At 64.6% G+C, this 25,912-nt stretch carries 24 protein-coding genes; 19 read left to right on the forward strand and 5 right to left on the reverse strand.

Features of this window, described 5'->3' with window-relative positions; genetic code table 11:
- The first annotated feature begins 128 nt into the window (after positions 1-128).
- Together BMY06_RS18695 and BMY06_RS18700 are read left to right on the forward strand one after the other, a co-directional pair.
- Positions 129-584: an NfeD family protein gene (locus BMY06_RS18695; protein WP_074984517.1), complete on the forward strand. Its 456-nt coding sequence runs from the start codon at positions 129-131 to the stop codon at positions 582-584.
- A 40-nt stretch (positions 585-624) separates the two neighbouring features.
- Positions 625-1,581, forward strand: coding sequence for an SPFH domain-containing protein (locus tag BMY06_RS18700; RefSeq protein ID WP_074984518.1), 957 nt, complete (start codon positions 625-627; stop codon positions 1,579-1,581).
- Positions 1,582-1,733: 152 nt separating this feature from the next.
- Here the strand turns inward: BMY06_RS18700 and smpB are convergent, their stop codons facing one another.
- Positions 1,734-2,180: an SsrA-binding protein SmpB gene (smpB, locus tag BMY06_RS18705; protein ID WP_065060154.1), complete on the reverse strand. Its 447-nt coding sequence runs from the start codon at positions 2,178-2,180 to the stop codon at positions 1,734-1,736.
- A gap of 102 nt (positions 2,181-2,282) precedes the next feature.
- Here smpB and BMY06_RS18710 point away from each other — a divergent pair, with 102 nt between their 5' ends.
- The gene (locus tag BMY06_RS18710) at positions 2,283-2,726 is read left to right on the forward strand and encodes a type II toxin-antitoxin system RatA family toxin (RefSeq protein ID WP_065060153.1); all 444 of its coding nucleotides are present in this window, start codon (positions 2,283-2,285) and stop codon (positions 2,724-2,726) included.
- Positions 2,723-3,055, forward strand: a complete 333-nt coding sequence (locus BMY06_RS18715) for an RnfH family protein (protein WP_074984520.1) — start codon at positions 2,723-2,725, stop codon at positions 3,053-3,055. The genes BMY06_RS18710 and BMY06_RS18715 overlap by 4 nt, the downstream gene beginning before the upstream one ends.
- Before the next feature lie 142 nt (positions 3,056-3,197).
- Here the strand turns inward: BMY06_RS18715 and BMY06_RS18720 are convergent, their stop codons facing one another.
- On the reverse strand, positions 3,198-4,241 hold the full coding sequence (locus tag BMY06_RS18720) for a DMT family transporter (protein ID WP_080180070.1): 1,044 nt from the start codon (positions 4,239-4,241) through the stop codon (positions 3,198-3,200).
- A 313-nt stretch (positions 4,242-4,554) separates the two neighbouring features.
- Between BMY06_RS18720 and guaB the strand changes: the two genes are divergently transcribed.
- From guaB to guaA, 3 genes are all read left to right on the forward strand, one after another.
- Entirely contained in the window at positions 4,555-6,015 is a 1,461-nt protein-coding gene (guaB, locus tag BMY06_RS18725) for an IMP dehydrogenase (protein ID WP_065060151.1), read from the forward strand.
- A gap of 6 nt (positions 6,016-6,021) precedes the next feature.
- Positions 6,022-6,720, forward strand: coding sequence for a hypothetical protein (locus BMY06_RS18730; protein ID WP_065060150.1), 699 nt, complete (start codon positions 6,022-6,024; stop codon positions 6,718-6,720).
- Positions 6,721-6,885: 165 nt separating this feature from the next.
- Positions 6,886-8,469, forward strand: coding sequence for a glutamine-hydrolyzing GMP synthase (gene guaA, locus BMY06_RS18735; RefSeq protein WP_074984522.1), 1,584 nt, complete (start codon positions 6,886-6,888; stop codon positions 8,467-8,469).
- Positions 8,470-8,716: 247 nt separating this feature from the next.
- On the opposite strand, the gene BMY06_RS18740 is transcribed toward guaA, so the two are convergent.
- On the reverse strand, positions 8,717-9,190 hold the full coding sequence (locus BMY06_RS18740) for an Lrp/AsnC family transcriptional regulator (RefSeq protein WP_065060148.1): 474 nt from the start codon (positions 9,188-9,190) through the stop codon (positions 8,717-8,719).
- 254 nt (positions 9,191-9,444) lie between these two features.
- On the opposite strand from BMY06_RS18740, the gene BMY06_RS18745 reads away from it, so the two are divergent.
- Positions 9,445-10,857, forward strand: coding sequence for an amino acid permease (locus BMY06_RS18745; RefSeq protein ID WP_065060147.1), 1,413 nt, complete (start codon positions 9,445-9,447; stop codon positions 10,855-10,857).
- A gap of 62 nt (positions 10,858-10,919) precedes the next feature.
- Positions 10,920-12,116, forward strand: coding sequence for an amino acid aminotransferase (locus tag BMY06_RS18750; protein ID WP_074984524.1), 1,197 nt, complete (start codon positions 10,920-10,922; stop codon positions 12,114-12,116).
- A gap of 59 nt (positions 12,117-12,175) precedes the next feature.
- Here BMY06_RS18750 and BMY06_RS18755 read toward each other — a convergent pair whose 3' ends face one another.
- Positions 12,176-12,364 (reverse strand): hypothetical protein, encoded by a 189-nt coding sequence (locus tag BMY06_RS18755; protein WP_074984526.1) that lies wholly within the window; start codon positions 12,362-12,364, stop codon positions 12,176-12,178.
- A gap of 253 nt (positions 12,365-12,617) precedes the next feature.
- Here BMY06_RS18755 and BMY06_RS18760 point away from each other — a divergent pair, with 253 nt between their 5' ends.
- The 10 genes from BMY06_RS18760 (at position 12,618) to BMY06_RS18805 (ending at position 21,739) form a co-directional block, all read left to right on the forward strand.
- Complete coding sequence (locus BMY06_RS18760) at positions 12,618-13,022, forward strand: DnaJ family domain-containing protein (RefSeq protein ID WP_065060145.1); 405 nt, start codon at positions 12,618-12,620, stop codon at positions 13,020-13,022.
- A complete protein-coding gene (gene tadA / locus BMY06_RS18765; RefSeq protein WP_074984527.1) occupies positions 13,019-13,699 on the forward strand; it encodes a tRNA adenosine(34) deaminase TadA in 681 nt (226 codons plus the stop codon). Before BMY06_RS18760 ends, tadA begins: the two co-directional genes overlap by 4 nt.
- Positions 13,700-13,740: 41 nt before the next feature.
- Complete coding sequence (gene ldcA, locus BMY06_RS18770; protein ID WP_065060144.1) at positions 13,741-14,667, forward strand: muramoyltetrapeptide carboxypeptidase; 927 nt, start codon at positions 13,741-13,743, stop codon at positions 14,665-14,667.
- 306 nt (positions 14,668-14,973) lie between these two features.
- Entirely contained in the window at positions 14,974-15,702 is a 729-nt protein-coding gene (locus tag BMY06_RS18775; protein ID WP_065060143.1) for a GntR family transcriptional regulator, read from the forward strand.
- A 323-nt stretch (positions 15,703-16,025) separates the two neighbouring features.
- Complete coding sequence (locus BMY06_RS18780) at positions 16,026-17,549, forward strand: NCS1 family nucleobase:cation symporter-1 (RefSeq protein ID WP_074984529.1); 1,524 nt, start codon at positions 16,026-16,028, stop codon at positions 17,547-17,549.
- Positions 17,550-17,592: 43 nt separating this feature from the next.
- On the forward strand, positions 17,593-18,381 hold the full coding sequence (locus tag BMY06_RS18785; RefSeq protein ID WP_074984531.1) for an aspartate/glutamate racemase family protein: 789 nt from the start codon (positions 17,593-17,595) through the stop codon (positions 18,379-18,381).
- 258 nt (positions 18,382-18,639) lie between these two features.
- Positions 18,640-19,599 carry an allantoinase PuuE gene (gene puuE / locus BMY06_RS18790; protein WP_074984532.1) on the forward strand — a complete coding sequence of 320 codons (960 nt, stop codon included), beginning with the start codon at positions 18,640-18,642 and terminating at the stop codon, positions 19,597-19,599.
- Positions 19,596-20,117 (forward strand): 2-oxo-4-hydroxy-4-carboxy-5-ureidoimidazoline decarboxylase, encoded by a 522-nt coding sequence (uraD, locus tag BMY06_RS18795; protein ID WP_065060139.1) that lies wholly within the window; start codon positions 19,596-19,598, stop codon positions 20,115-20,117. Before puuE ends, uraD begins: the two co-directional genes overlap by 4 nt.
- Before the next feature lie 78 nt (positions 20,118-20,195).
- Positions 20,196-21,206, forward strand: coding sequence for an allantoicase (gene alc / locus BMY06_RS18800; protein WP_074984534.1), 1,011 nt, complete (start codon positions 20,196-20,198; stop codon positions 21,204-21,206).
- A gap of 8 nt (positions 21,207-21,214) precedes the next feature.
- A complete protein-coding gene (locus tag BMY06_RS18805) occupies positions 21,215-21,739 on the forward strand; it encodes an ureidoglycolate lyase (RefSeq protein WP_074984590.1) in 525 nt (174 codons plus the stop codon).
- 124 nt (positions 21,740-21,863) lie between these two features.
- Here the strand turns inward: BMY06_RS18805 and BMY06_RS18810 are convergent, their stop codons facing one another.
- Complete coding sequence (locus BMY06_RS18810) at positions 21,864-25,346, reverse strand: ESPR-type extended signal peptide-containing protein (protein WP_074984536.1); 3,483 nt, start codon at positions 25,344-25,346, stop codon at positions 21,864-21,866.
- Between the last annotated feature and the right edge of the window lie 566 nt (positions 25,347-25,912).

Here is a 25,912-nt window from a genome sequence, read left to right on the forward strand (position 1 = left end):
GCGCCGTGCGCGAAGGTTGAGGCGGTCGAGGTACCTTACGCTTCACTTTCGCGCGCTGCGGAAAAAAGTGTCAGCTTCGTGCTATAACACCCCGGTCTATCCGGGGTGTTTTGCTTTGGGAGGTCGAAGTGGGTCCGCATGGTGTGTTCTGGTGGATCGGCGCGGGCGTGCTGATCGTGGCCGAGCTGATGACCGGCACCTTCTATCTGCTGATGATCGCGCTTGGCTTTCTCGCGGGCGTGGCGGCGTATGAGCTGGGCGCGCCGCTCGATCTGCAGCTCATGTGCGCGGCGCTTGTGGCGTTGATCGCGGTGATCGTGCTGCGCCGCTCGCGGTTTGGACGTCGCCGCCGCATGGTCGATGCCTCGACCGATCCCGGCGTGAATCTCGATATCGGCTCGACGCTGACCGTCGCCGCGTGGCATGAAGGCCGCGCGCGCTCGATGTATCGCGGCGCCGAATGGGACGTGGAGCTCGCGCCCGGCGAGCCCGATAACGCGCCCCTCTATGAAATCCAGGCCGTGCGCGGTAACTGTCTGATCGTGGGCGCGCATCGCGCAGCGGGCGCGCCGCGTCACGCGTGATCAATCGAAACAAACCAGTCGAAGCTCAGGGGGAAAGTGTATGCAAGTGCCTATCGTCGGATTGATTTTGCTCGTGATCGTCATCGTGATGGTGTCGAAGACGGTCAAGATCGTGCCGCAGCAGCACGCGTGGGTGTTGGAGCGGCTGGGCCGCTATCACGCAACGCTCACGCCGGGCCTCACGATCGTGCTGCCGTTCATCGACCGTGTGGCGTACAAGCACGTGCTCAAGGAAATTCCGCTCGACGTCCCGAGCCAGATCTGTATCACGCGCGACAACACCCAGCTTCAGGTCGACGGCGTGCTGTACTTCCAGGTCACCGATCCGATGAAGGCGTCGTATGGTTCGAGCAATTTCGTGTTCGCGATCACGCAGCTTTCGCAAACCACGCTGCGCTCGGTGATCGGCAAGCTGGAGCTCGACAAGACTTTCGAGGAACGCGATTTCATCAACCACAGCGTGGTGTCGTCGCTCGACGAAGCGGCGTCGAACTGGGGCGTGAAGGTGCTGCGCTACGAGATCAAGGATCTCACGCCGCCGAAGGAAATCCTCCACGCGATGCAGGCGCAGATCACCGCCGAGCGCGAGAAGCGCGCGCTGATCGCGGCGTCGGAAGGGCGCAAGCAGGAGCAGATCAACCTCGCGGCAGGCGCGCGCGAGGCGGCGATCCAGAAGTCGGAAGGCGAGCGGCAGGCGGCCATCAACCAGGCGCAGGGTCAGGCGGCGGCGATTCTGGCCGTGGCCGAGGCGAATGCGCAGGCGATCCAGAAGATCGGCAATTCGATCCAGGCGCAGGGCGGTATGGACGCCGTCAACCTCAAGGTGGCCGAGCAGTATGTGAACGCGTTCGGCAATCTGGCCAAGCAGGGCAACACGCTGATCGTGCCGGGCAATATGAGCGATCTGAGTTCGATGATCGCGTCGGCGCTCACCATCGTGAACCGCACCGGCATGAAGGAAGGGCAGTTGAGCCGGGACGCGGCGAAGGGCGTCTGAGCGGGCCGCCCGGCTGCGGCAAATCGGCACATTTGGGGACCGATTTCGCGCCGTTTCGCACGGTTAGGTTTCGCGTGGCTCAGAGGAAAAAAGGGCGGCTCGACGCCGCCCTTTTTGCATCCGGACGCACGTGACGCGTGGAACGCGTGCGATCAGGTCGGCGTGCGCATCAGGCGCGCCTTTTCGCGCTGCCAGTCGCGCTGCTTCTCGGTTTCGCGCTTGTCGTGCTGCTTCTTGCCCTTCGCAAGGCCGATTTCGCACTTCACGCGACCGCCCTTGTAGTGGAAATTCAGGGGCACGAGCGTGAAGCCGCGCTGCTCGATCTTCCCGATCAGCTTGTCGATCTGGTCGCGGTGCAGCAGCAGCTTGCGGGTGCGCGTGGGATCGGGATTGATGTGCGTCGAGGCCTCCGGCAGCGGGCTGATGTGCGTGCCGATCAGGTAAAGCTCGCCGTCCTTGATGATGACGTAGCCTTCCTTGATCTGGGCCCGCCCGGCGCGCATAGCCTTGACCTCCCATCCTTCGAGCACGAGTCCTGCCTCGTAGCGCTCTTCGATGAAGTAGTCGAAGAACGCTTTTCTGTTGTCGATGATGCTCATAGGAAAATGGAAAAGGCCCAACTCTTGTAAAATTACGATTTTAGCAAAGCGGGCCAGCGAAAGCCCGTCGCGCTTTCACCCTTGCCTCGCATTGCGCAATTTATGGCGGATGTCCAGAAAACCGTGTTGATTCGCCATTCGGCGGAACAGATGTTCGACCTCGTCACCGACGTCGACGACTACCCCAACTTCCTGCCGTGGTGCGGCGGCGTCGAGGTTCGTCGCAAGGACGAAACCGGTATGGAGGCGAAGATCGACATCAACTTCAAGGGTATCAAGCAGCACTTCGCCACGCGCAACACGCAGACACGCCCGGAACGTATCGATATGGAGTTCACGGACGGTCCTTTCAAGAAGTTCACGGGCGCCTGGCGCTTCACGCCGCTGCGCGCCGATGCCTGCAAGATCGAATTCGCGCTGCATTACGAGTTTTCGAACATCATTCTCGAAAAGATCATCGGGCCGGTGTTCCATCACATCGCGAACACCTTTGTCGATTCGTTCGTCAAGCGTGCCGACCAGCGCTACGGCAAGAACAAGGTATGAGCGCGACACTGTCCATCGACGTCTGCTACGCGCTGCCCGACGCGCAGACGCTCATCGGCGTGCAACTGGCGCCGGGCGCCACGGTGCAGCAGGCGATCGAGGCGAGCGGCGTGCTCGCGCGCCATCCCGAGATCGATCTGACGACACTGAAGGTGGGCGTCTATGGCAAGCTCAAGCCGCTCGACACGGTGCTCGCCGACCACGATCGCGTGGAAATCTACCGTCCGCTGCTGGTCGATCCCAAGCTCGCGCGCCAGCGCCGCGTCGACAAGACGCGCAAGGAAGGCTCGATCGAAGGGCGCAAGTGGCAGAACAAGGATTCGCGCTGAGCCGGTTCGGCGTGTCTTCGGCGTTTTAGTCTGAGCGATCAGCATTTCGGCGCGGCCATCGTTCGATGGACCGCGCCGAATTCGTTTTAAGCGCGCGGTTTTCGCGCCCGCTCCACAAGGGATCAAGCGGGATCAAGCGGGATCAGGCCGTCGTGCTGCGTCGCTCGCTGCCGTTGCCGGGCGTGCGCGGGCCCGAATCGCCGCCGAGACCCGGCAGATCGCCGTCCGGCACGAGGCCGTCGCCGTGCGCGGTGTCTTCCGGGCCGCCCGCGTGCTGGCGCACCGACCAGCTCACGCCCGCCATCAGCAGGACGATGGCGGCGACTTCGAGTACGCGCGGCAGGCGGTGATCGTAGATAAAGCCGTAGAGCAGCGCGAACAGCGTCTCGAATACGATCATCTGCCCGGACAGCGTGAGCGGCAGGCGCTTGGCGGCGGCGTTCCAGAGCCCGTTGCCGAGCCACGACGCGCCGATCGCCAGCACCAGATTGAGTTGCCAGAACGTGGTCCAGCGGCCGTCGGCGACGGTTGCCTGCACCGCGCCGGAGGGCAGCACGAGAATCACGAGCCACAGCAGCGCGCCGAGCGCGCCCGTCACCACGCCCCAGAGCACCGACCATTCATTGCCGCCGAAGTGGTCGTTGCGCTGGAGGTAGCGCGCGTTTTCGACCGCGAACCACGTCCAGCAGACCAGCGCGCCCAGCGCGCAGCCGAGCCCGGCGATCTTGGTCAGCACGCTCGCGTGGTCGGAGGCGTCGGCCGTGAACACATCCACGTTGATGCAGACGATGCCGGCCGCGATCATCGCGAGCGGCCAGACGAGCTTCGAAAGCGGCACGGCGCCGTGATCGCCACGACCCAGATACGTGACGGTCACCGGCAGCACGCCGACGATCAGCGAAGCGGGCGCGATGCCCACGAGATGGATTGCACTGGCGAGAAAGAGGTAATAAAGCAGATTGCCCATCAGCGCGAGCTTGACGAGCGCGATCAGATCCGCGCGCGTGATGCGCGGCCAGACGCGGCGCAGCATCGGCACGAGCGCCGCGAGCGAAACGAGCCCGTACATGACATAGCGTCCGGCGCTCAGCAGCAGCGGCGAAAACTCCGGCAATTGCCGGGGCACCAGAAAGACGGTTCCCCATAACGCACCGGCCAACACGCCGTACAACACACCACGCTGCATTTCACTTGCCTCCGCTTCGGCTTTGCTTGAACGCGCTGATTGCGCGCTGGCGGCCCGCATGGCCGCTCAGAATGGGTGCCAGCATAGCGGGGCGGTGCGTGCGCGTCTTGTTCAATCCTGCACCGGACTCGCGTGCGGCGGAGCTGAAGTGAAAATCGGGTCGAAATCCCGGTGCGCATACGATGGCCGAGGCGCCGCGAGACCCCTTCAAAACTTCGCGGAAATCCCAAATTCGGCGCTAAGCTACTGTAGGCACTGATGATTTCCAGGGCGGTATCCCGTATAATCTGCTTTTGCGCCTATAGGATTTGCCATGCGTCTGATCCAGAAAGCACTCACGTTCGATGACGTGCTCCTCGTTCCCGCCTTCTCCGACGTTCTCCCGCGCGACACCAGCCTGAAAACCCGGCTGACCCGCAATATCTCCCTGAACATTCCGCTCGTGTCGGCCGCTATGGATACCGTCACGGAAGGTCGTCTGGCGATCGCCATGGCGCAGCAGGGCGGCGTCGGTATCGTCCACAAGAACCTCACGCCGTCCGAACAGGCGCGCGAAGTGGCGAAGGTGAAGCGTTTCGAGTCGGGCGTCGTGCGCGATCCGATTACCGTGCCGCCGCAGATGAAGGTCGCCGACGTCATCGCGCTCTCGCAGCAGCATGGCATCTCGGGCTTCCCGGTCGTGGAAGGCGCGCAACTCGTCGGTATCGTGACCAACCGCGATCTGCGCTTCGAAACCCGTCTCGACGAACCCGTGCGCTCGATCATGACGCCGCGCGAGCGCCTCGTCACCGTCAAGGAAGGCACGCCGCTGGCCGAAGCCAAGTCGCTCATGCACAGCCACCGCCTCGAGCGCGTGCTGGTCGTGAACGAAGCGTTCGAACTGCGCGGCCTCATGACCGTCAAGGACATCACCAAGCAGACCGAACACCCGGCCGCCTGCAAGGACGAGCACGGCAAGCTGCGCGCGGGCGCGGCAGTCGGCGTCGGTCCTGACAACGAAGAGCGCGTCGAGCTGCTGGTGCAGGCCGGCGTCGACGTCATCGTCGTCGATACGGCGCACGGCCACAGCAAGGGCGTGCTCGAGCGCGTTCGCTGGGTCAAGCAGAACTTCCCGCACGTCGAAGTCATCGGCGGCAACATCGCCACGGCTGACGCTGCGCGCGCGCTCGTCGAGTACGGCGCGGACGGCGTGAAGGTCGGTATCGGCCCGGGTTCGATCTGCACGACGCGTATCGTCGCGGGTGTGGGCGTGCCGCAGATCACGGCCATCTCGAACGTCGCCGAAGCGCTCAAGGGCACCGGCGTGCCGTGCATCGCCGACGGTGGCGTGCGCTACTCGGGCGACGTGTCGAAGGCGCTGGCCGCCGGCGCGAACGCCGTGATGATGGGCAGCATGTTCGCGGGCACCGAAGAATCGCCGGGCGACGTGTTCCTGTTCCAGGGCCGCCAGTACAAGTCGTACCGCGGCATGGGTTCGGTCGGCGCGATGAAGGACGGCGCGGCGGACCGCTACTTCCAGGACAACTCGGCGAACATCGACAAGCTCGTGCCGGAAGGCATCGAAGGCCGTGTGGCCTACAAGGGCCCGATCAACGCGATCCTGTTCCAGATGATCGGCGGCGTGCGCGCCTCGATGGGCTACTGTGGTTGCCGCACGATCGACGAACTGCACACGAAGGCGGAGTTCGTGCAGATCACCGGCGCCGGCTTGAACGAATCGCACGTGCATGACGTGCAGATCACGAAGGAAGCGCCCAACTACCACGTGGACTAAGCCCCGATGAAGCCGCTGCTGCGCATAGTGCTGATTGTCGATGCGTTGACGTTGCTGGGTTTCGGCGTGCTGTTTCTGCTCACGCCGTGGACCTCGCTCTACAACGCGCTGCAACTCGTGCAGGCGCAGCCGGCGCTCATCGGACAGGCGTTCGGGGTCGTGCTGATCGGTTTCGCCTGGCTCGCGCTGCGCGGCGCCATCGACGGCGCGCTGACCGCCACGGTCGGACGCACCGCGGGCCACGTCAACTGGATCGCGGGTGTGCTGATGCTGGTCTGGCTGATCGGTCTGCACGAGCCGCGGCTCACAGGCTTCGGTCAGCTTGTGGCAGGCGCGGTCGGGGTCTGGCTGATCATCGTCGGACTTGGCGGCGCGCGTCTCGCGGGCGCGGTGAAGCAGCGCGATCGCGTGCTGGCTTCCGAAGCCGCTGCGCAGGAGCGCGAAGCGCGTGCGGCGGCGAAAGCCCGCCGCGACGAGCCGGTCGTCTACGCGAAGCCGGTTTTCGCGGGCGAGAAGACGGCGCCTGCCGTCGAGCCGGTGGTGGTCGAGCCGCTTGCGCCCGCTGCACCTGTTGCGCCCGCTGCCGGATCGACAACGGTCCCGCATCCGGTGGCCGAAGCCGCCGGGTCGACCGAAGCCGCGGACGCGCGCCTCACCGCGCGCGACGAAGCCGCCGACGCGCCGAGGCCGCCGCTGCGTGGCTAAGGCCCGCGAAACCGGCCGCCGTTTCGACAGACGTAGTCCGCCCGAACCGCGCCGCTCCACGGCGGCAAGGTTCCGCGCCCCGGTCCGAAAAATTCATGCCGCGCGCCATGCTCAGCCAGCGCGCGGCTTTCTGTATCCGTTCTTTTTGAGGTCTCGTCCGCTGCCATGCATGACAAAATCCTGATCCTCGACTTCGGTTCGCAAGTCACCCAGCTGATCGCGCGCCGCGTGCGCGAAGCCAACGTCTACTCGGAAATCCACCCGTACGACGTCGACGACGCGTTCATCCGCGAATTCGCACCGAAGGGCATCATTCTCTCGGGCGGCCCGAATTCGGTCACCGAAACCGACACGCCGCGCGCGCCGCAAGCCGTGTTCGAACTGGGCGTGCCCGTGCTCGGCATCTGCTACGGCATGCAGACGATGGCCGAGCAGCTCGGCGGCAAGGTCGACGGCGGCCACCTGCGCGAATTCGGTTACGCCGAAGTGCGCGCGCGCAATCACACGAGCTTCCTGAACGGCATCGAAGACTTCCGCACGTCGGAAGGCCACGGCATGCTCAAGGTGTGGATGAGCCACGGCGACAAGGTCATCGAAATGCCGGCGGGCTTCCAGCTGATGGCGTCGACGGAATCGTGCCCGATCGCGGCGATGGCCGACGAGGCGCGTCACTTCTACGGCCTGCAATGGCACCCGGAAGTCACGCATACGGTGCAGGGCCGCGCGATGCTCGAGCGCTTCGTGCTGGGCATCTGTAACGCGAAGGCCGACTGGGAAATGGGTCACTACATCGACGAAGCCGTCGAAGCGATCCGCAAGCAGGTCGGCAAGGAACACGTCATTCTCGGTCTGTCGGGCGGCGTGGATTCGTCGGTGGCGGCGGCGCTGCTGCATCGTGCGATCGGCGACCAGCTGACCTGCGTGTTCGTCGATCACGGCCTCCTGCGCCTGAACGAAGCCGAACAGGTCATGTCGATGTTCGCGGACAACCTCGGCGTGAAGGTGATTCACGTCGATGCGAGCCAGGCGTTCATGTCGAAGCTGGCGGGCGTGACCGATCCGGAAGCGAAGCGCAAGATCATCGGCGCGGAGTTCGTGGAAGTCTTCCAGACCGAAGCGGGCAAGCTGACGGACGCGAAGTGGCTCGCGCAAGGCACGATCTATCCGGATGTGATCGAGTCGGCGGGCAAGGGCAAGAAGGGCGCGCACACGATCAAGAGCCACCACAACGTGGGCGGCCTGCCGGAAACGCTGAACCTGAAACTGCTCGAGCCGCTGCGCGAACTGTTCAAGGACGAAGTCCGCGAACTGGGCGTGAAGCTCGGTCTGCCGCACGACATGGTGTATCGCCACCCGTTCCCTGGCCCGGGTCTGGGCGTGCGGATTCTCGGCGAAGTGAAGCGCGATTTCGCGGATTTGCTGCGCCGCGCGGACGCGATCTTCATCGAGACGCTGCGCAACACCATCGACAAGGAAACCGGCAAGTCGTGGTACGAGCTGACGAGCCAGGCATTCGCGGTATTCCTGCCGGTGAAGAGCGTGGGCGTGATGGGCGATGGCCGCACGTATGAGTATGTCGTCGCGCTGCGCGCTGTGCAGACGCTCGACTTCATGACGGCGCATTGGGCGCATCTGCCGCATGAGCTGCTCGGCCATGTGTCGAACCGCATCATCAATGAAGTGCGCGGTATTAACCGTGTCGTGTACGACATTTCGGGTAAGCCGCCTGCGACGATCGAGTGGGAATAATCCCGTTCTAACCGACGCGTTCGCGCGTCGGCGTCAACAAAAAACCCGCGCACGGATCTCGATCCGGCGCGGGTTTTTTGTTGGCGGCATCCGCGTCCCCTACAAAATCTGATCCCTTCGTACTTATTCGATTTCGCCCTTGCTCACAGGGCCAAAACGCAATCTTCCCTCATCTGCGGCATGCAAATGAGATAAAATTGTGTACCCGCACGGGACTTATCCCCAGCGAGCCGGCTTCACGCTCCGCTCACGCCTCCAACGGCATCGCGCTCGTACCCTTGAGTTCATCGAGGCAGACAATCGAATGCACGCTGCTCACGCCAGGCGCGCGCATGAGCGTGTCTAGCAGGAATTCGGACAGCGCCTTGAGATCGCGCGCCACCACTTTCAGTACGTAGTCGATATCGCCGGTCACGGAGTAGCACTCCTGCACCTGCGGCAACTGCGCGACGAGTTCCTTGAACTTCATAAGCTCGCGCATGTGCCCGCGCTCCATCGTCACCTGAATGAACGCGACCACGCCAAAGCCGAGTGCTTGCGGGTCGAGGCGCGTCTCGTAGCGCTTGATCACGCCCAGTTCTTCGAGTCGGCGATGGCGTCTGAGCGTCTGGGCCGGCGAGAGCTTCACGGCGGCGGCCAGCTCGAGGTTCGAGGCGCGTCCGTGCTGCTGGAGCGCGGCAAGTAGCCGCAGATCGATGGGGTCGAGGGCGATGTTTTGCACTTTTCTTGCTCGGGATAAGTTCGATGCGAAACGAAATTGTACCAATCAGGGTTTGCCTGCGTATCAGATGAAATCATATTTTCCCCCGCCGCCTATACACTGGGCGCACCTGACGGGCTTGTCGGCTGCTGCCGATGGTCTCGTAAGCGCGCCAGCGCAGAAAGTTGCGCGCGCAATTTTATTTCGCGCGGCCGTGCAGGGTCCCCAGCCGGACACCTCGCGGGCGCATCGATAAAGAAGAGACAGGAAGAGACATGGTTTCCCACGATACAAGCGGCGCACGCGGTCAGCAGGACGCGAACGGCCACCTCAAGCGCGGCCTCAAGAACCGTCACATTCAACTGATCGCGCTGGGCGGCGCAATCGGCACGGGCCTGTTCCTCGGCATCGCGCAGACGATCCAGACGGCCGGTCCTTCGGTGCTGCTCGGCTATGCCATTGCCGGCGTCGTCGCGTTCTTCATCATGCGGCAACTGGGCGAGATGGTCGTCGACGAGCCCGTCGCCGGTTCGTTCAGCTATTTCGCCGATAAATACTTCGGCCCGTTTGCAGGCTTTCTCTCCGGCTGGAATTACTGGGTGCTCTACGTGCTCGTGAGCATGGCGGAACTGTCGGCGGTCGGCATCTACATGCACTACTGGTGGCCGACTCTGCCGACATGGGTCTCGGCGCTCGGTTTCTTCGTCGTCATCAACGGCATCAATCTGGCGAGCGTCAAGTCGTACGGCGAGCTCGAATTCTGGTTCGCGATCATCAAGGTGCTCGCCATCGTCGGCATGATCGCGTTCGGCGGCTGGCTGCTGCTCTCGGGTTCGGCGGGGCCGGAAGCGGGCGTGTCGAATCTCTGGCGTCACGGCGGCTTCTTCCCGCACGGCGTGTCGGGTCTCGTGATGTCGATGGCCGTCGTGATGTTCTCGTTCGGCGGTCTCGAACTGGTCGGCATCACCGCCGCCGAAGCCGACGATCCCTCGCACACCATCCCGCGCGCGACCAACCAGGTCATCTATCGCATCCTGATTTTCTACGTCGGCGCGCTGGGCGTGCTGCTCTCGCTGTATCCGTGGGAAAAGGTCGTGTCGGGCGGCAGCCCCTTCGTGCTGATTTTCCACGCGATGAACAGCAATCTCGTCGCGCACGTGCTCAACGTGGTCGTGCTGACGGCGGCGCTCTCGGTCTATAACAGCGGCGTGTACTGCAACAGCCGCATGCTCTACGGTCTCGCGCTGCAGGGCAACGCGCCGCGCGCGCTGCTCAAGGTGAACAGCCGCGGCATTCCGCTAGCGGCGCTCGCGGTGACGGCGGTCGCGACGGCGGCTTGCGTGCTGATCAACTACTTCATGCCGGGCAAGGCTTTCGAGCTGCTGATGGGGCTCGTGGTCTCCGCGCTGATCATCAACTGGGCGATGATCAGCCTGATCCACCTGAAATTCCGCCGCGAAAAGGCGCGCGCCGGCGAGACGACGGCGTTCAAGAGCCTCGGCTATCCGCTCACGAATTACGTGTGCCTGGTGTTCCTCGCGGGCATTCTCGTTGTAATGTATTTGATTCCGGACCTGCGCATTTCCGTGTATCTGATTCCCGTGTGGCTGGCCGTGCTCGCCGGTGCGTATCGTTTCTGGCGTCGTGGCGCGGCGCCCGCGCTGCAAGGCAGCGTGCCGACGCGATAAGCGAGTCGGCAAACTGCGCCGGCCACTTCGTAACCTGCTCATCAACGAAACAAGCAACCGTCATGTTCGAACATATCGATGCCTATCCCGGCGACCCGATTCTCTCGCTCAACGAGAACTTCCAGAAAGATCCGCGCCAGAACAAGGTCAATCTGAGCATTGGCATCTATTTCGACGACGACGGCCGCTTGCCGGTGATGCGGGCCGTCCACGCAGCGGAAGCGGCGATTCTCAACGAGCCGGGTCCGAAGCCCTATCTGCCGATGGCCGGTTTCGCGCAGTATCGCGATGCGGTGCAGGCGCTCGTGTTCGGCGCCGAGTGCCCGTCGCGCGCGGCGGCTCGCATCGCGACCGTGCAGACGCTCGGCGGCTCGGGCGCGCTCAAGGTCGGCGCCGATTTCATCAAGCGCTATTTCCCGCAGAGCCAGGTGTGGGTGAGCGATCCGACGTGGGAAAACCATCGTTTCATCTTCGAGCGCGCGGGTTTCGAAGTGAACACGTACCCGTACTACGACGAGGCGACGGGTGGCCTGAAGTTCGACGCGATGCTCTCGGCCATCGACGCGTTGCCCGCGAAGAGCGTGGTGCTGCTGCACGCGTGCTGCCATAACCCGACCGGCGTCGATCTGAACGACGCGCAGTGGGTGCAACTGATCGACGTGCTGCAAAAGCGCGATCTGCTGCCGTTCGTCGATATGGCGTATCAGGGCTTCGGCGCGGGCCTCGACGCCGATGCGTTCGCCGTGCGCGAACTCGGCCGCCGCGGCGTGCCGGCGCTGGTCGCGAATTCGTTCTCGAAGAACTTCTCGCTGTACGGCGAGCGTTGCGGCGGTCTGCATGTGATCTGCGAAGACGCGGCGGCTGCGGACCGCGTACTGGGTCAACTGACCAGCGCGGTGCGCTCGAACTACAGCAATCCGCCGACGCACGGCGCGAAGATCGTCACGCGCGTGCTCTCGACGCCGGAACTCAAGCAATCGTGGGAAACCGAGTTGGCGGCGATGTGCGAGCGCATCGCGCGCATGCGCGTGAAGATTCACGACGGCCTCAAGGCGCACGTGAGCGGCGAGGCGCTGGAGCGCTACGTCAAGCAGCGCGGCATGTTCACGTACACGGGGCTGAGCGCGGAGCAGGTCGATCGGCTCAAGGAAGAGTTCGGCGTGTACATCCTGCGTTCGGGCCGCATGTGCGTGGCCGGGCTCAATGAGAAGAACGTGAGCGTCGTGGTCGATGCGGTGGGCAAGGTGCTGAAGGACTAAGCAGCGAATCGATCCACGCAATGCAGGCAAAGGCCCCGTGAAAGCGGGGCCTTTGCTTTTTAGAAGCGCATGCCGGTTCCGCACCCGCCGGCGACGCCGCCACCGCTGCCGCCCGCTGCGCCGCAGAACACGCCGCAGCCGCTGAGGCTGACGGCGATCAAGAGGCCGATCGCGCCCAAACGCGCCTTGCGCGCGAGCGCCGCGCGAAATCTAACCGGATTGTCATCAAAACTCGTGTGTTTCGTCATTGCGTGCGCACCAGAGAATGTTGAGCGATGGCGGCGTCGATCCTGCGCCCCGATTGGCCACGCTAACGCCGTGCCGCGGCTGGGCGCCATCAGACGTATCCGGTTTTTCCGGTATTGGTCTGAGTTAATGCGCTTCGCATCAAACAGGGCGCCTGTCAACCTGTAAGAGCTTGACGTGTCACACGACAGACGTCGACGGTCTTCCAGGTCTTACCCTGATAGAATGCGTGGGCCGCAACGTAGTGGATTGCCGATGAAATTGCTTGATGCCCTCGTCGAACAACGGATTGCCGCCGCAGCAGCGCGCGGCGACTTCGACGATCTGGATGGCGCACGCGCGCCCCAGGAACTCGACGACGACCCGTTCGTGCCCGATGACGTCCGGGTCGCGAACCGCATCCTGAAGAACGCCGGTTTCGTGCCGCCCGCGGTCGAACAACTGCGCGCGCTGCGCGATCTCCAGGAAGAACTCGCCAAGGTCGGCGACAACAAAGCCGCGCGCTGCCGCCTGCGCGCGCGCATGCTCGCGCTCGACATGGCGCTGGAGTCGCTGCGCGGCGGCCCGATGGTCGTGCCGCACGAATACCGACGCCGTATCGCCGAACGCCTGTCCGAACGCGCGGCAGGCGAGGGCGGCTTCGCGGCGGGCAGCGCGTGAACGTCGATCCGGGCGCCACGCCGCCCGACGAGACGCCGCAGCCGGGCGTCAGCGCCGAACCGGCTGCCGCTGTCGACCCTTCAGTCGCTCCTTCCGCCGATCATTCGGCTGACGCCTGCGCCGCTCCTCAACCCGATCCCGTCGCCGACCGCGACCGCCATTTCATGCGCCTCGCGCAAGCCGCCGCCGACGAAGCGCGCGCGGCCGGCGAAGTGCCGGTCGGCGCGGTGCTGGTGCGCGGCGACGAGGTGATCGCCACGGGCTTCAATCATCCGATCGGCACGCACGACCCGTCGGCGCACGCGGAAATGGCGGCGCTGCGCGCGGCCGGCGCCGCGCTGGGTAACTACCGCTTGCCCGGCTGTGAACTCTATGTGACCCTAGAACCGTGCCTGATGTGCGCGGGCGCCATCATGCACGCCCGCATCTCGCGCGTCGTGTACGGCGCGCGCGACCCGAAGACGGGCGCGTGCGGCAGCGTCGTCGATGCCTTTTCGAACGGCCAGCTCAATCACCACACGAGCGTGATGGGCGGCGTGCTCGAAACGGAATGCGGCGACGCGCTGCGGTCGTTCTTCGCCGAGCGGCGCCGTGCCAGCCGCGAAGCGCGACGCGCAGCGGCGGAGCAGGCCACCGACGCCTCCGCTGGCGCGCCGTCCGACGACAATCCATCCTGACTCCGCTCGCCGCGCTCCGGCGAGCTTCCACCGCCTCGAACATGATCAAGCATCGCACCATCGAACTGATCGCGCCGTCGGGCTATCCGCATGATCCGGCGGCGGTGCATCGCGGGATCGCGCGTCTGCGCGCCGAAGGTCACCGCGTCGAGAACGTCGACGCCACCGAACGCCGCTTTCAGCGCTTCGCGGGCACCGACGGCCAGCGCGCCGCCGAACTGAACCGTCTCGCCGATCCCGCGCGCGCCTTGCCCGACATCGCGCTGGCGGTGCGCGGCGGGTACGGCGCGGTGCGCGTCCTGCACGGACTCGACTACGAAGGACTGCAGCGACGCCTGACCGATCAGCCGATCGCGTTGGTCGGTCATAGCGATTTCACGGCGATCCAGCTGGCGCTGTTCGCGCGCGCGGGTATCAAGACGTTCGGCGGCCCGATGCTGCTCAGCGATTTCGGCGCGGAAACGCTCAGCACTTTCACGATGCGCCACTTCTGGGACGTGCTGACGAAACCCGAGTACACGCTCAAGGTGCACGCGCCGCAGGCGCAGCAGGCCGACGTGTCGGGCATGCTCTGGGGCGGCAATCTGGCCGTGCTCACGTCGCTGATCGGCACGCCGTATATGCCGCCGGTGGAGGGCGGCATTCTTTTCGTCGAGGATGTGAACGAGCAGCCGTTCCGCGTCGAACGCATGCTGTATCAACTGCATCTTTCCGGCATCCTCGCGCGGCAGAAGGCACTCGTGCTCGGCGATTTTTCGGGCGGCAAGCCGTTCGACTACGACAACGGTTACGACCTGCACGCAGCGATCGAACAGATTCGCTCGCTGGCGGGCATTCCGGTGATCACGGGCCTGCCGTTCGGCCATATCGCCGATATGGTCACGCTGCCGTTCGGCGCGCAGGCGCAATTGAGCGCCCACGCGCATGGTTTCGAGTTGCAGATGAGCGGGTATCCGCATCTTGGCTGATCGACGTGACTGCGAAGCGCCTTCGGGCGCTTTTTTTGACGCCTTATTTGCAACTAACTGCCAAAAAATCGAGCGCCATACCCATGTTCAAGGAACCGCTTCGATACTGGATTGTTGACAAAAAATTGGGCCATTGTGGGGCAGCCGGTCACCACGAAAGTGCGATATTCCCAGAATTGACGCGGGTTTCACCGTTACGATGCACGAACGTCTTGCGTCGGCGTGGGTATCTTCCCCAGGATGGCCGATAAAATTGTTGACAATCTTTATGTCCAAACTAGCATACCCAACATCAAGGTGACAGACATGCGAAACACCGAAACCGATACCGAAGCCGACGCGACCGGCACGAAACCCGAGGCGATCGCCGCGCGTATCCGCGCCGCGATCCTCGAACATCGTTTGCCGCCTGGCGCGAAGCTGACGGAAGCGCAGTTGTGCGAAGTGTTCGGCGTGAAGCGTGGCCCGATCCGCCAGGCGCTGGCGCTGCTGGCCACCGATCATCTCGTCGATCTGGAACCGAACCGGGGCGCGTTCGTCGCGAGTCCTTCGCTACAGGAGGTTCACGAGGTGTTCGAGATGCGCCGCATCATCGAACTCGCGGTGGTGGAGCGCGTTTGCAGCGCGCAGCACGGCAACCGGCGGTTGAAGAGCATCGGCGAGACGATCCGGCGCGAACGCAAGGCGTTCGAGAGCCGCGACTTTCCGGCGTGGATTCGCCTCTCGGGCGAGTTCCACACGGCGCTCGCGACGCTTACCGGCAACACGGTGCTGTGCGACTGCCTGAACGGACTGGTGGCGCGTTCGACGCTGATTTCGGCGCTTTACGAATCGCCGGGACGCAGCCCCTGTTCGTACGACGATCACGAGGCCATTTTGACGGCGCTCGAAAGCGGTCAGGCGCAGGAAGCGGCGGCGCTGATGGTGCGGCATCTGCAGGGCGTCGAGCTGAAAATGCTCGACCGGCCGGCGGGCGCATCGGTCGATTTGCAGGATGTGTTCGGCACGCGCGAGACCGCGGCGTCCGGACGTTGAACCAGACGCCGAATCGGGCAGGGCGGCGAGCGTTGCGGCGAGCAACCGCCGCCGCATAAAAGAACGAAACAGAGCAAACCAGGGAATTCGAACGATCGTGATGCGCACGCCGCCAGGCGTTCTCCGCACACGCATCGGCATGACGGTGGGCACGGCGATCAGGGCGCGCGCAAGCGGCGACCGACGCGGTGCGCAGCACGCGGCGCAAGGCCCCGTGCATCCGCAGGGAATCATCGCGGCGGCCGCAACGAGCGGCGCGGCGCGCGTGTCGAGGCGTTCAGGCGTCTTTTTTCCGTCGGCGTATCCATCCCAAGGAGCGGGTCATGGCTCAGTTCAGCGCATCTCCAGGCAGTCCGGCAGTGCCCGGTTTCGATTCAGGCGAAAGCGGCAACAGCGGCGATGGCGCCGACAATCTGACGATCCCGGCCGGCTACAGCGAGCGGCTCTACAACCACGATCTTGCGCCGCTCAAGGAGCAAACCTGGGGCGCGTACAACATCTTCGCGTTCTGGATGTCCGATGTGCACAGCGTCGGCGGCTATGTGTTCGCGGGCTCGCTGTTCGCGCTTGGTCTCACGAGCTGGCAGGTGCTGGTCGCGCTGATCGTCGGCATCTCGATCGTGAACGTGCTCTGCAATCTCATCGCGCGTCCGAGTCAGCGTCACGGCGTGCCGTATCCGGTCGCGTGCCGCGGCACCTTCGGCGTGCTCGGCGCGAATATTCCCGCTGTGATTCGCGGCCTCATCGCGGTGGCGTGGTACGGCATCCAGACCTTCCTGGCGTCAAGCGCGCTTGTGATCGTCGTGCTCAAATTCTTCCCGCAACTGATGCCTTACGCCGACGTGCACAAGCACGGCATGCTCGGTCTTTCCACGGTCGGCTGGGCCGGCTTCATGACGCTCTGGGTGCTGCAGGCGTTCGTGTTCTGGAACGGCATGGACACCATCAAGAAGTTCATCGACTTCGCGGGCCCGGCAGTCTACGTGGTGATGTTCGCGCTCGCGGGTTACATGGTTTATCGCGCGGGCTGGCAGAACATCGGCCTGAATCTCGGCGGCGTGAAGTATCACGGCACCGAGGTGATTCCGGTGATGATCACGGCGATCTCGCTGGTGGTGTCGTATTTCTCGGGGCCGATGCTCAATTTCGGCGACTTCTCGCGCTATGGCAAGTCGCTGCGCAGCGTGCATCGCGGCAACTTCTGGGGCCTGCCCGTCAACTTTCTCGCGTTTTCGCTGGTCACGGTGATCACGACGTCGGCGACGCTGCCGGTGTTCGGGCAACTGATTACCGATCCGGTCGAAACGGTGGGTCGTATCGATCATCCGACCGCCGTGATTCTGGGCGCGCTCACGTTCACGATCGCGACCATCGGCATCAACATCGTCGCGAACTTCGTGTCGCCCGCGTTCGACTTCTCGAACGTCGCGCCGCGTCTCATCAGCTGGCGTGCGGGCGGCATGCTCGCGGCGGTCGCGTCGATCTTCATCACGCCGTGGAATCTGTTCAACAATCCGGGCGTGATTCACTACACGCTCGACGTGCTCGGCGCGTTCATCGGGCCTTTGTATGGTGTCCTGATCGTCGACTTCTATCTCGTGAAGCGCGGCCGGCTCGCGGTCGACGACCTTTATTCGGTTTCGCCGAAGGGCGCGTACTGGTACAGCAACGGCGTGAACTGGCGCGCGGTCGCGGCGCTGTTGCCCGCAGCCGTGATCGCGGTGCTCTGCGTGATGATGCCGTCGTTCGGCAATGCGGCGAACTTCTCGTGGTTCATCGGCGCGGCGCTCGGCGCACTGTTCTATCGCGCCTTCACGATGGGCGAACGCGCCCGCGCGCAGGCCTGAGCCCGCGAAAGACGCAAGAGACGAAGGAGACGAAGGAACTGCCATGCGTATCAAACTCATCAATCCGAACACCACGCAGCGCATGACGGCCGCCATGGACCAGTGCGCGCGCGCCGTCGTTGCGCCGGGCACCGATGTGGTGGCCGTGAGTCCGACCATGGGGCCGCCCTCGATCGAGGGCTATTACGACGAGGCGCTCGCGACGCCCGGCTTGCTCGCGGAAGTGGAGGCGGGCGAGCGCGAGGGCTATGACGGCTACGTGATCGCCTGCTTCGGCGATCCCGGTCTGTACGCCGCGCGCGAACTGGCGCGCGGGCCGGTGGTGGGCATCGCCGAAGCGGCCATGCACGCGGCGAGCGTGCTCGCGCCCGGCTTCTCGGTGGTGACGACGCTCTCGCGCACCCGCGCGATGGCCTGGCATCTGGCCGAGCGCTATGGCATGACGCGTTTCTGCCGCAACGTGCGCGCGATCGACGTGGCCGTGCTCGAACTCGACGAGCCGGGTTCGGCGGCGCGCCGCGCGATCGTCGACGAATGCCGGCGCGCGCTCGAGGAAGACGGCAGCGATGCCATCGTGCTTGGCTGCGCGGGCATGACGAGCCTGTGCGCCCAGGTGGAGGACGCGCTGGGCGTGCCGGTCGTCGATGGCGTGACGGCGGCCGTGAAATGGGTCGAGGCGCTGGTCGCGCTGCGCCTGACGACCGCCAAGCGCGGCGACTTCGCGCGTCCGCTCGCCAAGCGCTACGACGGCGAATTCGCCCGCTTCAGCCCGACCAGCCCCGCGAGCGCGACGGACACGCCGCCGCCGGTGCGCCCGCTGCGCTACGGGTAAACGCGTGTCCGGCGAGCGTGCAAGCCGGGCGCGGCCCGTCCGGCTCATACACCTCGCTTGACCCGCACTATCTGAGCGTGCATATGGGCGCGGCCTGACGATTTCGCTACACTGGGCCGGTCCGTGAAGCAGATCGCCGTCGAATCCCGCCAATCCTTGTGGCGCAAGGCTTGCAGGCGGGTGGTACCGGTATCGCGCGGACCCGGAAGCCGTTTTCAGCGTGTGTTTTATCCTCACCATTCGATTGATTCGACCAGCATGCCACTCGATCCCCACTATCCCCGCGATCTGATCGGTTATGGCCGCCATCCGGTGCAGGCCAACTGGCCTGGGCGCGCGCGCGTCGCTGTGCAGTTCGTGCTCAACTACGAAGAGGGCGGCGAGAACTGCGTGCTGCACGGCGATCCCGCGTCGGAGCAGTTTCTCTCCGAGATCGTCGGCGCGGCTGCGTATCCCTCGCGTCATATGAGCATGGAGTCGATCTACGAATACGGCTCGCGCGCGGGCGTGTGGCGCATCCTGCGCGAGTTCGAGAAGCGCGGTCTGCCGCTGACCGTGTTCGGCGTGGGCATGGCGATCGAGCGTTATCCCGACGTCGCGCGCGCATTCGTCGAACTGGGTCACGAGATCGCGTGCCACGGTTATCGCTGGATTCACTATCAGGACGCGACGCCGGAACTCGAAGCCGAGCACATGAAGCTCGGCATGCAGGCGATCGAGCGCGTGACGGGCCAGCGCCCGCTCGGCTGGTACACGGGGCGCGACAGTCCGAACACGCATCGTCTGGTGGCGGAATACGGCGGCTTTCTCTACGACTCCGACAATTACGGCGACGACCTGCCGTTCTGGATGGACGTGACGGTGACGGGCGGCAAGACCTCGCCGCAACTGATCGTGCCGTACACGCTCGACACCAACGACATGCGCTTCGCCACGCCGCAAGGCTTCAATACGGCGGATCACTTCTTCACCTATCTGCGCGACGCGTTCGACGTGCTCTACGAGGAAGGCGACGAAGCGCCGAAGATGCTGTCGATCGGCATGCACTGCCGTCTGCTCGGACGGCCGGGGCGCTTCCGCGCGCTGCAGCGCTTTCTCGATCACATCGAACAACACGAGCGCGTATGGGTCACGCGCCGCGTGGATATCGCGCGCCACTGGCGCGAGCACCATCCCTATCAACCGCAACAGAACGAGAACCGCGGGGCCGCCGCATGAAGGCAATGCACTACACCCTCGACCAGCTGAATCAGGCCTCGACCGACGCCTTCGTGGCGGCGCTCTCGGGCATCTTCGAGCATTCGCCCTGGGTGGCCGAGGCGGCCGCGCAGCAGCGCCCCTACGCGAGCATCGACATGCTGCACACGACGATGTCGAACATCGTCGAAACCTCGGGCGAAACGCGTCAGCTCGCGCTCATCAACGCTCACCCGGAACTCGCGGGCAAGGCGGCGGTGCGCGGCGAACTGACCGCCGAATCGACGCGCGAGCAGAGCGGCGCGGGCCTCAACCAGTGCACGCAGGAAGAGTTCGACAAGCTGCAGGCGCTCAATCGCGCGTATCGCGAGAAGTTCGGCTTTCCGTTCATTCTCGCGGTGCGTGGCTATGACCGTCACGGCATCATCGCGAACTTCGAAGCGCGCGTGAACAACAGCCGCGCCGACGAAATGCGCGCGAGCCTCGACCAGATTTATCGCATTGCGCGCTTCAGGCTGGATGAGCTGATCGACGCGTGACGTGGCGATGCGCTCCGGCAGCCGACGCGGAGCGCAGCGCCTTTTTGAACCACAGAATAGATACGAAGGAAGACAAAGATGGCACTCCCGACTCTCGACCCCAACGCACCTGACTTCACGCGCCGCTACGTGAATCTCGCGGACCCGCGTCTGGGCGCGCAGGCGCTGGAGGCGAGCGACGACTTCTTCGCGCCGAAGGAGCGCATGCTCAATCCGGAGCCGGCCGTCTTCATCCCTGGCAAGTACGACGACCACGGCAAGTGGATGGACGGCTGGGAAACGCGCCGCAAGCGCACGACGGGCTACGACTGGTGCGTCGTGAAGCTTGCGCGTCCGGGCGTCATCAAGGGCCTCGATCTCGACACGAGCCACTTCACGGGCAACTATCCGCCGGCGGCCTCCGTCGAAGCCGCGCACGTGCCGGACGGCGCGCCCAACGGCTCGACGCAATGGACGGAAATCGTGCCGTCGATGTCGTTGAACGGCAACAGCCATCACTACGTGGAAGTGCGCAGCGACAAGCCGTTCACGCACCTGCGCGTGAACATCTATCCGGACGGCGGCATCGCGCGTCTGCGTGTCTACGGTCAGCCGCAACTCGACTGGCAGGGCGCGAGCCGCACGGAACTGTTCGACCTCGCCGCGATGGAAAACGGCGCGTATCTCGTCGGCGCGAACAACCAGCACTTCGGTCTCGCCTCGACGATTCTGATGCCGGGCCGCGGCGTGAACATGGGCGACGGCTGGGAAACGCGCCGCCGCCGCGAACCGGGCAACGACTGGGCGATCATCGCGCTCGCGCAGCCGGGCATCATCAAGAGGATCGAAGTCGATACGGCGCACTTCAAGGGCAATTATCCGGATCGCTGCTCGTTCCAGGCCGCGCGCGTGGTGGGCGGCACCGACAGCTCGCTCGTGACGCAGGCGATGTTCTGGCCCGTGCTGCTCGGCGAGCAGAAGCTGCAAATGGATAACCAGCACTACTTCGAAAGCGAACTCGCGGCGCTCGGCCCGGTCACGCACGTGCGCTTCAACATCATCCCGGACGGCGGCGTGTCGCGCGTGCGTCTGTGGGGCACGCTGGCCTGAGCCGCATCATGAGCGATACCCGTACCACGCTGACCATCGAGCCGCTCACGCGCGAGGCGTTCGCGCCGTTCGGTGACGTGATCGAGCTTGAAGGCGCGAAGCAGATTCCGATCAATCTGGGCACGACGATCCGCTATCACGATCTCGCGAAAGTGGATGTCACCGACGAAAACGGCCGCACGCTGGTCAACCTGTTTCGCGGACAACCGCGCGTGCTGCCGTTCGAAGTGAAGATGCTGGAGCGGCATCCGCTCGGCAGTCAGGCGTTCGTGCCGCTCAACGACAAGCCGTATCTCGTCGTGGTGGCGCTGGCTGGCGATCTGGACCTGACGAAGATTCGCGCGTTCGTCACGAGTGGGTGGCAGGGCGTGAATTACGCGAAGGGCGTCTGGCATCACCCGCTGATCGCGCTGGGCGAGGTGAGCGATTTCATCGTCGTCGATCGTGGCGGTGACGGGCTCAATCTCAACGAGCTGGATCTGCCGGAATCGCTGTGGCTCACGCAGGAAGCGATGGAGGCGGCGGGTCGCTGACGCGGTGTTTTCGTCGTCAGTTGTCACTTCGCCATGCAAAAAGCCACGAACTCGCGTTCGTGGCTTTTTTGTTTGCTGCGAGGTGGCGCGCCCGCGTAGCCGCGAGCGCGCCACCGCATGCCGATCAGAACTCGTAGCCGACCTGGGCGCGTGCGCCCGCGTCGCCGTTGTTCGTGACCGCTACGCCGACGTTCGCCAGCCAGTGCATATTGGCCGAACGATACGTGACGGCGACTGCCGCCGCGCTGCTGCCCTTGTAGTAGCCGCCGCCCGCCGCGACCACGGTCTTGCCCGGGCCCGAAGGCGTCAGGTTAGGCATGGCCATGGCCGCTGCCACGCCCGCATACGCGTTCTTCTCGACCGTGTTGATCGAGCGCTGCAGGCTTTGCACCTGCTGGTTGAACGTGTTCGACTGCTGCGAGAGCGCGCTGTTCATCTGGCTCAGGTTGACCGCGTCCGTGCCCGACGTGCCCGCCGCGACGTTGGTGATCTGCCGCTCCGAACCTTCCGAGCCCACCGACACCGCGCCTGCGCGGTCCGCAACCGAATTCGCGCCGATGGCAACCGAGTTCGCCGCCGTGGCCGACGCGTTGCGGCCGAGCGCAACCGTGCTCTCGCCCGACGCCACCGACGAATCACCGATCGCCGTGGCGTTATTGCCCGACGCCGCTGCGCCGCCGCCGAGCGCGATGGTCTGCGCGTTCGTCGCCGATGCCGGACCGTTCGCACTGTTGACCGAAAGCGCCGTGGAACCCGTCGTGGCGATGTTCTGCACGGCCTGGTTCAACGCGTCGACTTGCAGGTTGGTCGCGAAGAGTTGCTGGCCGGTCACGGCGTCGCGGCTCGTCGACGACAGATCCGCGTTTTCCAGACCGCTGAGCTTCACGTTGCCGCCCGTTGCGCTCGCCAGCGTGATCTGGTCGTGCGCATCCGAGTCGTAATGCACGGCGCCGGTGTCCGTGGCAGCGCTCGCTGCGACGTTCGTGTCGCTCGCGGCGAGCAGGGTGCGGTTGACCGCGGACATCTGCACCACGGAGTTCGACGAGCCGCTCGCATGGATCGCGTTCGCGCCGCCCACGACATCCGCGAGATCGGCCGTGTTTTGCGTCACGCGGCTGTCGAGATTCGCGATGGCGTCGCCGACCGTGTTGACGACCGTGCCGCCTACCGAATACGACGGCGCGACGAACGCACCCGCCGAGTTGATCGACGCGCCGCCGCCCAGTGCGCTCACGACGCTGCGCATCTGACCGACGTTGACGGCGTCGTTATCGGCCTGACCCGCCGCCATGTTGACGATGCGGCGCGTGTTGGCCTGGCTTTGCGCGGTGTAGGCATTGCCGTCGGCGTCATAGGCGGTGAACACGCCCGTGCCGTCGCTGCCCACGGAGACCGTGTTCGACTGGTTGGCCACCGAGCCCGCGCCGAGCGCGACGGCGTCCTTCGCGTTGGCGTAGGCCTGCACGCCGAGCGCGACGGCGTTCATCGCGGGCGTGTAGGCACCCGAACCGATGGCGATCGATCCCGCGCCGAATGCGCGCGCGACGTCGGTGGGCGCCGCACCACCCACGCCGTTCGCATAGCCCGCGACCTGTGAGTAGTAGGCCGCGCTCTGGTAGGAACTGGAGCGGCCCGACGAGTCCACGCCGGAGCTGCCATTGACGTTCGAACCGGGCGCGGACGCGCTCATCAGCTTGTTGCCGCCGCCGCCCGGGGTCAAGATCGTGCCCATGATGTCCCAGACCTGCCCAACGCTCGCGGCGTCGGTGTCCACAATGCCGTTGGCGACGTTGCTAATGCGCGTGCCGACGGGCAGATAGCCCTTGGACCAATCGTCACCGTCGACGTGATAAGGGCTATTGCCCGTGCCCTTGTCCAGCTCGATATGCGGGCTGCCTGAATCAATCGAACCCGCCACATAAGTCACGGCTGCATTGGTGACGTTGCCCATGCTGTCGAACGTGAAGCCGGCCGAGGCCATTTGCGCCACGTTCACGGCCGCGCTGTCGGCAATGCCGTTCGCGAGACCCATGAGCTGACGCGCACCGGCCGTGCCCGTGAAGTCAACGTTCGCACCGTCGGTGTCTTTCGCAACGGTGATGTCTCGCGTGTCCTCGTCCTGCAGGGTGAGGCCGATCTTGCCGTTCGTGATGTTGTACGTCAGGTTGTTGATCGTAGTGGTGTTCGCACTGGTTTCCTGGATCGTTGAGAAGAGCTGCGAGCCGTTCACCGCGTCGGTCGAGTCGGCGCTCAGGCGACCAGCCGCGACGTTCGTGAGCGTGCGCTCCGCGCCCACGTCGCCGATGCTGAGCGTACCGACCGGCGCTACGCCCGCGAAGGCGTAGTCGTTGTCGCCGATTGTGGCTTCCGTGGTGGCGACGACCGGCGCGGTCTTCGCGTCGGCGCCGAGCGCGATCGAGCCGTTGTCCGCCGCGTGCGCATTGCGGCCGATCGCAATACCGTCGATGCCGACAGCGGCTGCATTGGCGCCGAGCGCGATGGCTTGCGCGCCGGTTGCGCCGTCGTTGTTGAAGTTGCTGTAGCTGGTGTCGCTGTTCACGCTCAGATAGTGCAGCGACGAACTCGTGATCTTCCGGTCGATGGCGTAGAGCTGCGCGCCGTTGACGGCGTCGGTACTCGTGCTGCTGAGCGTGCCCGCCTTGATGTTGGTGAGTGCCACCGGCGTGGATGAGCCCGCGCCGCCGAGCGTCACCTTGCTGTGCGCCGACGAGTCGTAGACCACGGCGTCGGCGAGCTTGCCCTGGATGTTGGTGACGTCGCCCGCGAGGTTGGTGACCGCGCCGGCGATGTTCGTCACGGTGCCCGCGAGGTTGGTGACCGACTGATTGGTCGCGTAGAGCTGCGCGCCGTTGACGGCGTCGGTGCTCGCGCCGCTGAGCGTGGCCGCCTTGATGTTGGAGAGTGCGACCGGCGTGGAGGTGCCCGCGCCGCCGAGCGTCACCTTGCTGTGCGCCGTCGAGTCGTACACCACCGCGTTGGCGAGCTTGCTGTCCACGATCTGCTGCGCCGCATAGAGCTGCGAACCGTTGATGGCCTGCTTGCTGGTGGCGTTCACGTCGCCGTCCGCGAGACCCACGATCTTGTGGCCGGTCATCGTGGCCTGGCTGTCGAACGCCGCCGTGCCGTAGACCTTCACAGCAGCGTCGCTGCCGGTGCCGCCGCCGGTGCCGCGGATCTCGACCGTCTTGCCGTAGTTGACGAGCGTGCCGTCAGCATAGCCCGAAACGCGTGCGGTCGACGTAGTGAAACCGTAACCGCCATAGCCGTCGCCGGCGTTGTTCAGCGAGAAAGTGAGGCCGTCAGTCGTGCCCTTGCCGTCGGTCGAGCAGTCGATTCGCTCGTATCCCCCCGTATTGCCCCACGCATAGCCGGCGGCGCCGGAACACAGTTCGAGCGAGCCTTTGCCGACAGTGCCGACCGTGGCCGCGCCGGCGGAATTCACCGCGAGACTCGCCGCGAGCCCCATGGCTCCGGTGGCGATGACCGCCATCGTGCGCGATGATTTTCCGCGCGCAGCGGCAGTTTCCGGCGCAGCTACCCAGGTTTGGTCTGTTTCACTCCAGACGGAGCGATATATTTTGTTCATCTAACTACCTATAAGGTGAGGTGAAAGGCGAATGCGCGTGACATGGCGCAGGCAGTTCGAGATGCCCCCCGTATGACGATCACGTGCTCGGCGAAATTTATGTGGGGATCAATGCACCGAACATACGATTTGTCCTAAATGGACCGCGATGCGGCTGTTCGTTGTCTGAGAGCTTGCCTGGCAGGGAAGGTGTCTTCCCTAAACATGCAGAAGGGATTAGGCGGAAAAGTTGACGTAGATCGTTTGCGGCTGTGGGGGAATTCTTCCGCAATGAAGGATCACAATGAGGCGTGAGTCAGGTGGCGCTTAATTGTTGTGAACAGTGATCAAAAAATGTCAATCGGATTGGACGGCGATTCTGTGTTTGATAGGATCAATCCGCCCCCCCAAAACGAGGGAGGCATAAACCAACTTAAATGAGGAAACCTAATCATGAAAAAAATCGAACGCGCTCAACTCGCGGAAATCAAGGTAGCCGGCGGTTGCTGCAAGAAAGTTTGCGCACCGCGCCGTGTCGTCTCGACGCCGGCATCGTCGGGCAGCTCGGGTGGCTCGCCGGTTCCGCG

The sequence above is a fragment of the Paraburkholderia tropica genome (assembly GCF_900109265.1).
GTDB classification, from domain to species: Bacteria; Pseudomonadota; Gammaproteobacteria; order Burkholderiales; family Burkholderiaceae; genus Paraburkholderia; species Paraburkholderia tropica.

What these genes read in the sequence shown, in the direction of transcription:
- BMY06_RS18700 (WP_074984518.1), top strand. Translation starts at nt 625, where the DNA reads ATGCAAGTGCCTATCGTCGGATTGATTTTGCTCGTGATCGTCATCGTG.
- smpB (WP_065060154.1), bottom strand. Translation starts at nt 2,180, where the DNA reads ATGAGCATCATCGACAACAGAAAAGCGTTCTTCGACTACTTCATCGAA.
- BMY06_RS18710 (WP_065060153.1), top strand. Translation starts at nt 2,283, where the DNA reads ATGGCGGATGTCCAGAAAACCGTGTTGATTCGCCATTCGGCGGAACAG.
- BMY06_RS18715 (WP_074984520.1), top strand. Translation starts at nt 2,723, where the DNA reads ATGAGCGCGACACTGTCCATCGACGTCTGCTACGCGCTGCCCGACGCG.
- BMY06_RS18720 (WP_080180070.1), bottom strand. Translation starts at nt 4,241, where the DNA reads ATGCAGCGTGGTGTGTTGTACGGCGTGTTGGCCGGTGCGTTATGGGGA.
- guaB (WP_065060151.1), top strand. Translation starts at nt 4,555, where the DNA reads ATGCGTCTGATCCAGAAAGCACTCACGTTCGATGACGTGCTCCTCGTT.
- BMY06_RS18730 (WP_065060150.1), top strand. Translation starts at nt 6,022, where the DNA reads ATGAAGCCGCTGCTGCGCATAGTGCTGATTGTCGATGCGTTGACGTTG.
- guaA (WP_074984522.1), top strand. Translation starts at nt 6,886, where the DNA reads ATGCATGACAAAATCCTGATCCTCGACTTCGGTTCGCAAGTCACCCAG.
- BMY06_RS18745 (WP_065060147.1), top strand. Translation starts at nt 9,445, where the DNA reads ATGGTTTCCCACGATACAAGCGGCGCACGCGGTCAGCAGGACGCGAAC.
- BMY06_RS18750 (WP_074984524.1), top strand. Translation starts at nt 10,920, where the DNA reads ATGTTCGAACATATCGATGCCTATCCCGGCGACCCGATTCTCTCGCTC.
- BMY06_RS18755 (WP_074984526.1), bottom strand. Translation starts at nt 12,364, where the DNA reads ATGACGAAACACACGAGTTTTGATGACAATCCGGTTAGATTTCGCGCG.
- BMY06_RS18760 (WP_065060145.1), top strand. Translation starts at nt 12,618, where the DNA reads ATGAAATTGCTTGATGCCCTCGTCGAACAACGGATTGCCGCCGCAGCA.
- ldcA (WP_065060144.1), top strand. Translation starts at nt 13,741, where the DNA reads ATGATCAAGCATCGCACCATCGAACTGATCGCGCCGTCGGGCTATCCG.
- BMY06_RS18775 (WP_065060143.1), top strand. Translation starts at nt 14,974, where the DNA reads ATGCGAAACACCGAAACCGATACCGAAGCCGACGCGACCGGCACGAAA.
- BMY06_RS18780 (WP_074984529.1), top strand. Translation starts at nt 16,026, where the DNA reads ATGGCTCAGTTCAGCGCATCTCCAGGCAGTCCGGCAGTGCCCGGTTTC.
- BMY06_RS18785 (WP_074984531.1), top strand. Translation starts at nt 17,593, where the DNA reads ATGCGTATCAAACTCATCAATCCGAACACCACGCAGCGCATGACGGCC.
- puuE (WP_074984532.1), top strand. Translation starts at nt 18,640, where the DNA reads ATGCCACTCGATCCCCACTATCCCCGCGATCTGATCGGTTATGGCCGC.
- uraD (WP_065060139.1), top strand. Translation starts at nt 19,596, where the DNA reads ATGAAGGCAATGCACTACACCCTCGACCAGCTGAATCAGGCCTCGACC.
- alc (WP_074984534.1), top strand. Translation starts at nt 20,196, where the DNA reads ATGGCACTCCCGACTCTCGACCCCAACGCACCTGACTTCACGCGCCGC.
- BMY06_RS18805 (WP_074984590.1), top strand. Translation starts at nt 21,215, where the DNA reads ATGAGCGATACCCGTACCACGCTGACCATCGAGCCGCTCACGCGCGAG.
- BMY06_RS18810 (WP_074984536.1), bottom strand. Translation starts at nt 25,346, where the DNA reads ATGAACAAAATATATCGCTCCGTCTGGAGTGAAACAGACCAAACCTGG.